The 7,899-nt window shown below is 53.6% G+C and carries 6 protein-coding genes and 1 pseudogene; all 7 read right to left on the reverse strand.

Annotation, left to right across the window (positions count from 1 at the left end):
* Window positions 1–19: 19 nt before the first annotated feature.
* Window positions 20–2,089, reverse strand: coding sequence for a C40 family peptidase (locus DXA36_RS14165; RefSeq protein ID WP_002569174.1), 2,070 nt, complete (start codon window positions 2,087–2,089; stop codon window positions 20–22).
* Window positions 2,090–2,124: 35 nt separating this feature from the next.
* On the reverse strand, window positions 2,125–3,084 hold the full coding sequence (locus tag DXA36_RS14170) for a DNA-methyltransferase (RefSeq protein ID WP_002569173.1): 960 nt from the start codon (window positions 3,082–3,084) through the stop codon (window positions 2,125–2,127).
* Complete coding sequence (locus DXA36_RS14175; protein ID WP_002569172.1) at window positions 3,081–5,519, reverse strand: VirB4-like conjugal transfer ATPase, CD1110 family; 2,439 nt, start codon at window positions 5,517–5,519, stop codon at window positions 3,081–3,083. The genes DXA36_RS14170 and DXA36_RS14175 overlap by 4 nt, the downstream gene beginning before the upstream one ends.
* Window positions 5,470–5,871, reverse strand: a complete 402-nt coding sequence (locus tag DXA36_RS14180; protein WP_002569171.1) for a PrgI family protein — start codon at window positions 5,869–5,871, stop codon at window positions 5,470–5,472. Before DXA36_RS14180 ends, DXA36_RS14175 begins: the two co-directional genes overlap by 50 nt.
* A gap of 177 nt (window positions 5,872–6,048) precedes the next feature.
* Complete coding sequence (locus DXA36_RS14185; RefSeq protein WP_002595174.1) at window positions 6,049–6,918, reverse strand: VirB6/TrbL-like conjugal transfer protein, CD1112 family; 870 nt, start codon at window positions 6,916–6,918, stop codon at window positions 6,049–6,051.
* Between the two features lie 19 nt (window positions 6,919–6,937).
* Window positions 6,938–7,021: pseudogene (locus tag DXA36_RS14190) on the reverse strand (Maff2 family mobile element protein); the annotation flags it as partial.
* 90 nt (window positions 7,022–7,111) lie between these two features.
* Window positions 7,112–7,899, reverse strand: a 788-nt coding sequence (locus DXA36_RS14195; protein ID WP_118680210.1) for a recombinase zinc beta ribbon domain-containing protein, incomplete at its 5' end; no start/stop codon positions are given.

Below are 7,899 nucleotides of genomic sequence, written 5' to 3' on the forward strand. Positions count from 1 at the left end.
TTCTTTGCTCAAAAATATGTTAATTCCAGTTCATCAGCCCATAGCCTTTGATACAGGAGTAATTGACGGGGTAGCTCTTTATCTTGCAGGCGTCGCCGGAATTGCCCTCGACGGTATAGACGCGCTCCCCGTCCGTTCCGATAACAAGCCCCACATGGTCTGCGCTCCCGTCCCCGTCCCAGTCGAAAAAGATAGCGTCGCCGGGGGCGATATTCTCATAGCCCCTCGCGCCCCATTGCCCGCGTGACTGGAACCAGGGTACGCCCTGTGACTGGCACCCGGCAAAGCGCGGCTCGCTCTTTCCGGCTTGATTGTAGCACCATGAAACGAAACAGGCGCACCATTCCACGCGGCTGTTAAATCCGTACCAGCTCCAAAAGGGTCGCCCGCCCACGTTGCCGACTTGCCGCTTCGCAAGGTCTACAACGGCGGTGTTGCCGGGGCGTGTGCCGTTTACAAGCTGTACGCCGCTTAAATCCTCGGACGCGCCCATATCGGGGGAGCCGCCGCCGAAAATCAGCGGTTTGTTTCCGCTTGTTTCCAGATAGACGCGGTACATTTCAAGCTGCTGTGGCGTTAGAAGTTCCTCCGCAATCTCGGAAATGGGCTTGTTCGTCAGCTTCACGTTGAGGATATGGTACTCGTAGGGTACTTCCTCGGTGGTCGTTTCCCCTGTTTCCGGGTCTGTGCTTGTTTCTGTGCGGTAGCGGATTTCCGTTTCTTCTGTCAGCGTCAAAGTGTACTGCATGGCAAAGACGCGATTTAGCTCTGCCTGTGCGCTCTGCGGGGTGTAGGTCTGTAAAAGGGCGGTGAGGTAGGACGCTAACTCATGGGGGTTATGCCCGATACTGTCAAGGTCATAGCGGTATTCGTCATAGCCGGGGTGGGTGCTTTCGATATTGTCAATCTGCTGCTGAAGCTCGTTTTCCTTTGCGGCGTAATTGTTCTCCGTCGCCACAAGGTCGCTGTCCTCCGACGTGTAGGAAGTCCCAAGTATGCCGTTCATCAAGCCGGAGAACATGGAACCGCAAGAGGAAAGCCCCGCCGATACCATGATGAATAAGAGTAGCGCGGCAACGGCGATACATACGCCCGCCGGGTGCCGCCCTACAAAAGCGATTGCCTTTTTTGTTTCCTCGGCGGTCTTTTTTGCCGCCTTGCGGGTGTTCTCTGCGGCTTTCTGCGCCGTTTTTGCGCCGCCTTTCCTTGCCGACTTTGCATACTGCCGCTTGATTTGCTGCTTCTGCATGAAGCGGGAAAGGGGATTGCCCGCAATCTGCGGATTGTCATGCAGGGCTTTATGGTACTGAAAATCCACATTCGCCTTGAACGCCGCTTTCTCTGCCTTTGCCGCCGCCCGGTAGGGTTTGAGCTTGTGGCTGTGGTAGCCCTCCTTGACTTTCCGCGCCCCGTACTTTGCGCCGCGCTCTGCCAGTTCTTCGGATTTGTGCGCCCCCTCAACGCCGGAATTGTCCTTTTCAACGGAATGTATCTTGTTGTGGACGAAAATACCCGCTTCCTGTGCGGGGCGGGATAGCGGGTTATTGTGGGGCTTATTCTTTCCTATGGGCTTTTCCTGTTCCTCAAAATGTAGGCGGGTCTTGCCTTTCCCGGTGGCTTCATCAAAGGTGCGCTCCCGTACAAGTTTCTTTTCTTTGGGGATAGCCGCCTTTGCCGCGTCCAGACGGTCGGCTGCTTTGTCCGATTTTCGGATATACCTTTCAAGCTCCGGCGTTGCCCGTTCCTCGTCGGTAAACTGCAAGCGGGAAGATTTTTCTTTTGCTGTGGCTTCTGCCTGTGCTTTCCTCGCCGCCTTTTTGCTCGCCTTTCTGGTACGCGCCCCGTCGATACGTTCCAAGACGCGCTCGGCTGCTGCGGTGTCCTGTTCCCGTTCTGCCCCCGGCGCATGGGGAAGCGGCGGCGTGTCGGTTAAGGGCGGGGAAGTTGCGCCGCCCGGTAGGGGCTGCGCTGCCTGTTCCGGCTGCGGTGGGGCTTCGGTCTTTGCAAAGTCCGCGTCCCTTATCCGCTTGCTGATACGTTTCTTTTTCCCGGTAGCGGCGTTTACCTCGACAGCCCCCTCGCGGGTCATTTTCTGCGTGACTTTTTCACGCGCCTTATATTGTTTTATGTGTCTGTCCCTCCAATCCGCGCCCTTGCAAGGGCGCAATACTCGGCGTTTATCTCAATGCCTATATAATGCCTGTCAAGCTGCTTTGCGGCTGCCCCCGTCGTGCCGCTGCCGAAAAAGGGGTCAAGCACAACGCCGCCTTTCGGACAGCCCGCCTTGATACAGGTTTCGGCAAGTTTTGGCGGGAACGCGGCGAAATGCCCGCCCTTGTAGGGAACGGTATTGATAAGCCACACGTCCCGCCTGTTCCGCATGGTCGGCATGAGGGCTTCGTCGTAGTAGCTGCCGCTTCGCGCCCGGTTAAGCCCCTGTACGTTCCCCTGTCCGGGTACTTCGTCCGCATATTTCTGTCCCGCGCTGCGCCCGGTGCGGTACCGCGCCGCCGTTGTGGGGGCTAACGGCTCGGCTATGGCGGCTGCGTCATAAAAATACTTCTTTGACTTCGTAAGCAGAAAGATATGTTCATAGCAGCGGGTAGGGCGGTCTTTCACGCTCTCCGGCATGGGGTTTTCTTTCTGCCAGATAATGTCGCTCCGTAAATACCACCCGTCAGCGCGTAGGGCAAAGGCTAAAAGCCAAGGGATACCGATTAAGTCCTTTTGTTTGCAGCCGGAAACGCGGTTGTTTCTTGCAATCTGCTGTCCGTTTCTGCCTTTCGGGTTCTTCGGGTCTGCATGGTAGCCTTTATTTCCTGTGCCGCAGTAGGTGTCCGCGATATTCAGCCAGAGCGTACCGTCAGAACGCAGTACCCGGCGCAGCTCGCGGAAAACCTCGGTCAGCCTGTCAATGTACTGCTCCGGCGTGTCCTCCCGCCCAATCTGCATATCAAGCCCGTAATCCCTAAGCGCATAGTAGGGCGGGCTTGTGACGCAACAGTGTACGCTTTCCTCTGGAAGCTCCCGCAAGGCATAGAGCGCGTCCCGGTTGATGATTGTGTCAGTTTTCAGCCCGTTCATGCTTCGCCCACTTCCTCCGGCTTCGTCGTCATTACCCGGTAAAGCTCGGTGTCTTTCGGGAAGCGGTCTACAAAGGGCAGCACCACGTTCCCGTAGAAGATAAGCCCCTCGCCCGCTTCGGTGTGGGTGACATACTTCATCTGCTGCGGGGAGATGTTGAGCTGCTTTGCAAGGATAGCCCGGTCGCCCGCCGCCTGATTGAGCATGAGGACAAAATCAGAGTTTTCAAAGATATTCTCCACTTCGCGGGAAGCAAGCAAATCTTTGACGTTCTGCGTGATTGCTGTGGGTATGCCGCCCCATTTTCTGAAACGCTTCCAGATTTCAACGGAATAGGCGGCGGTCTGTTCCTCTTTCAAGAGAAGATGAAATTCGTCCATAAAATACCGGGTGGATTTCCTTTCTGCCCGGTTGACGGTGACGCGGTTCCATACCTGGTCCTGCACAATGAGCATACCTAATTTTTTGAGCTGCTTCCCAAGCTGCTTGATGTCAAAGCAGACAAGGCGGTTTGAAAGCTCTACATTCGTCCTGTGGTTAAAGACGTTAAGGCTCCCGGAAACATAAAGCTCCAACGCCGCCGCGATACGCGCCGCTTCCGGCTCCGGCTGCTTCAAAAGCTCGTTGTAGAGGTCGCCCAAGATAGGCATTTTCTCCGGGTCGGGGTCTGCAAGGAAAGGGCGGTACACGTTCCTAACAGCGCGGTCAATGACGGTCTTATCGACGGGCTGCAAGCCCTCCTTGCCGCCTATGACAAGCTCGCAGAGGGAGAGGATAAAGTCGGATTTCAGCGCAAGGGGGCTGTCGTCCTCGCTGTAATTGAGGTTAATATCCATAGGGTTCACATACTGGGGCTTCCCGTCAATGCCCTTGCCCGTAGGCGATAACCGTATCACTTGCCCGTCAAGCCGCTGCACAAGGGAAAAATACTCTGCTTCCGGGTCGCAGATAATTATGTCGTCGTCGGTAATGAGGAAAGCGTTTGTCATTTCCCGTTTGGCGGCAAAGGATTTCCCGCTTCCCGGCGTACCCAAGATTAAGCCGTTGGGGTTCTTTAGCTGCTTGCGGTCGCAGAGTATCATGTTGTTAGACAGGGCGTTTAAGCCGTAATACAAAGCCGCGCCCGTCTGAAAAAGCTCCTGCGTGATAAAGGGGATAAAGATAGCGGTGCTTGACGTGGTAAGCCCTCTTTGAATGGGGATAAGGTTCTCCCCAAGCGGTACAGAGGACATAAGCCCCGCTTCCTGTTGGTAGTCAAGGCGGGTTAAGGCGCAGTTGTTCTTCTGTGCAATGCCCGCCGCCGCGAATACGTCATTTTCCAGTTTCCTTTTTGTGTCTGCCATGTTCACCACAAGGAACGTCAAGAGGAACATTCTTTCATTCCGGCTCTGCAAGTCCTGTAAGAGGTTCTTCGCTTCGCTGCCGAAAGTGGCAAGGTCGGACGGGATTATATCCATGTCGTAGCCGCTGCGTACCGCTTTTTTCTGTTCTTCGATTTTCATTTTGTCAAGGTCGGTGATTTTCCGCTTGATTGTCTTTATGGCTTCGGTCTGGTCGATACTGTGGATATGCAGATTGACGATAACGCCCGTTTCCAAGTCCAGAATGTCAGATAAGATACGGTCGTTTAATTCCGGCGCAAGGATTTCAAGGAATGAAACCGCGCCGATTTTGCGCCCCATGCGGAAATACCGCCCCTCGCCAAAACGGAAAGAGGACGGGGCGATAAAGTCCTTTGTGGAAAGCCCGGACGGGGCAAGCCATGAAAAATCAAAGGCAAACTGCCCGCCCTCCGGGTGGAAAATGCCATGCAGCATTTTAAGGCGTTCATAGCCTGTCATGGGGCGGGCAGACACGCCCAAGAGCTTAAAGTTGTTGAGTACGTCCGTTTCGATACGGGCAAGGCGGGATTTCGCCGCGCCCAGACTGTCGGCTTCAATGGCAAAGGTGATATATTTTGCTTTGACAAGCCCGTTGTTGCCCTTTGCAAGCTGGTTTTTCAGCATATCCCGGTATTCTGTGCGGATAGAATTGAAAGCGTCCTCCTGTGCCGGGATATTGACCGCCTTTTCCGCTTCGCCGCGCTGCGTCCCCTGATTGATGAAAGAGAGCTGCACCGAAACGGAAGCGTCAAAGTAGTTGAGGAAGTCGCACCAGTTCTCAAAAATGGCGGTCTTGTCGTCTGCCTGTGCAAGCTGATAGTTAATATCTTCAAAGGCGACGGTCTTTGAGTATTTCCGTCCCGTAACCTTGCAGATACCGTCCGGGTACATCTGGATATAAGGGATTGTCTGCTGCGCGGTGTGCGCTTTCCCGTCGCCCTTTGCCTGTCTGATGATTTCCGCAATCTGCTTTTTCTCGGCGCGGGTGAGCTTGCGGGGCGGGTTAGGCTTTGCGCTTCCCGCCGCGCTGTTTCTTCGTGTTTCCTTTTGCAATCGCTGATACCTCCTTTTCAAGTTTTCTCTGCCGTTCTAAGACGGAATAAAAGTTGTCTGTCCTGTATGGTCGTTCTTTGGGGGCTATGAATTTCGTCTGAATGATGTTCTTCACCACCACTTCAAGGGGCTGTCCATGCTTCTCATACATGGCAAAGAGGAAACAGGGCAGCATGACGGCAATCATAGCCATAGACGCAAGGCTTGTGCCTGTGCTGTCTTTGAGCAGAAAGAAAAGCGGCAAGCCGAACAGGAGAGCCGCCGCAAAACATACAATCTGCCGTTTGGTAAGGTTGAACGCTACTTTTGTCTTGACTTTGGATAAGTCTTTGGGTACGGGTACATACGCCAAGTGAAAACCTCCTTTCTCTGGGTTTGGTGTTGCTGTAACTTCCCATAAGGGTAATCAAGGCAAAGGTCAATCTATGCCCTTTGCCCGCCCGTATTATATGGGGGTTATCCGCGTCAAGGTCGGGTCGTATTTTCGCCGCTTCGCTCTGAAAATCTCCACCCTGCCCTTGACACGCCGCTAATGCGCGGAGAATATCGACTTCGCCAGTGCGCCGGATTTGAACAGGGAGAAACAGAGGATAACGGTATAGGCTGCAAGGGAGAATATCGCGCTGTGCAGATTGTCCGCTATTATCATGTTGTTTACCAGAACCGCGTAAATGCCGACGCATATCATAATGAGGAAGCCTTGAAAACCGATAGCGAACAGGGATTTGAGGTAGTTGTTTCCTATCTGCCCCCATTCCCGGTTCGTCATTGTTGCAAACGGGATAGGCGATACCGAACAGTAAAGGTAAATCTCTATCATGCGCCCGTAGAGGATAACGGTTATCAGTACGGACATGATTTTCATGCACAAGCTCACAAGGCTTGTTTCCATGACAAGTAAGAGCAGTTCGGGGATTTCCATAGCGTCAAGCCCGTCCTGCATGGAAGCAAGGGCGGCGGCAACATCAATCTCTGTGCTGCCGCCGATTACCCCCGCCGCGCCGGAAACAACGTGCTGCGCCATATCGAACACCGCCATAGTGATGTCAAAGGTGTGCGTCACAAGGTAGACTGCCACAAACGCCTTGAACACCCACTTGAAGAACATGGAAGTGTCAACGTCGTGCATATTGTTCTTTTCCGTTACCATGCTGATAAGCTCATAGCATAGGACGTAGGTAATGACAAGCCCCGCAATGGGTACGATTACATTCTCACTAAGGGTCTGTATCATGGAGAATATATTTGCGTTCCACCCTTGCGGGGTCTGCCCTACCTCTGCGGCGATAGTGCCGACTTTCTCGTTTACGTCCCCGAACATAGTTGACAGATTACCGTTTATGGCTCCTATGAGGATTTCCTTTATCCATTCGTTAATCGCGTCAAGTATGCTCTGCATAAGCCTTTACCCGCGCTTCTTAACCGAACAAGCCGGAAAGCAGCGGTACAAGGGTCATGCCGATAAGGGCAACGCCGCCGCCCGCCATAAGCTGTTTTATCCCCAATTAGGTGTAAAACTCTGCTCGATGGCGGGCGGCGGCGTACAAAAAATTTATATGGTGTTGTTAAGAGAACCGTCCCGGCGGGACAGGTCAGGCAGTGACCTGTTCCACCTCCGGGATGGGTTTGAGATTAAAATGAATTTCGATAGAAATGTGTCTTGTTTTATCTTCGTCAATGCGCTCATGCACGACGATTTCTTTGATTAAGCGGTTAAGGGTAGCTGCGTCCAACTCTGTGATGTTGGCGTATTCCTGAATGGCTTCCACCCATTGTTTTGCGTCATTGGCAAGCTGGGCTTCATCGGACAGCCGCTTCCTGCCCTCGGACACTTTTGCTTTAAGCTCCGTCTGCTCGGTCTGTGTCTTTTCCAGCATGGTGTTGAAGTTCTGCTCACTGATACGCCCGGCAATCATATCCTCATACAGCCGCATGATCATTTTGTCCAGAACCTCAATCCGTTCCTCGTCCCTTGTAAGGGAGCGTTCCATTGCTTCCCGCTGTTCCCGCTGCTCTGCTTCACAGGTATTGGTCAGGCGGTCGGCAACCGCTTCCCCGTCCATCAGGGCAGCTCTGGCACATTCCCGGATTTTCCGCAGCACATGGCTGTAAAGGGTGTCATAGTCAATCCGGTGCTGGGTGCAGTGGTTCTTTCCAAAGGCATTGTAGGTCTTGCAGGAATAAATCCGCTGGGGATGTTTTGCGTTTGTGTAGCGTACCGTCAGCGACTTCCCACACTCGCCGCATTTTAGCAGTCCGGCAAACAGGCTGATTTCATTGCTCTGCCCCGGACGCTGGCGGGATTTCAGCTTGTTCTGCACAATGTTAAAGCTCATGCGGTCAATCAGCGGTTCATGCTGTCCCTCCACCACAATCCAGT

This window comes from Eisenbergiella sp. OF01-20 (assembly GCF_003478085.1).
Classification (GTDB): domain Bacteria; phylum Bacillota; class Clostridia; order Lachnospirales; family Lachnospiraceae; genus Eisenbergiella.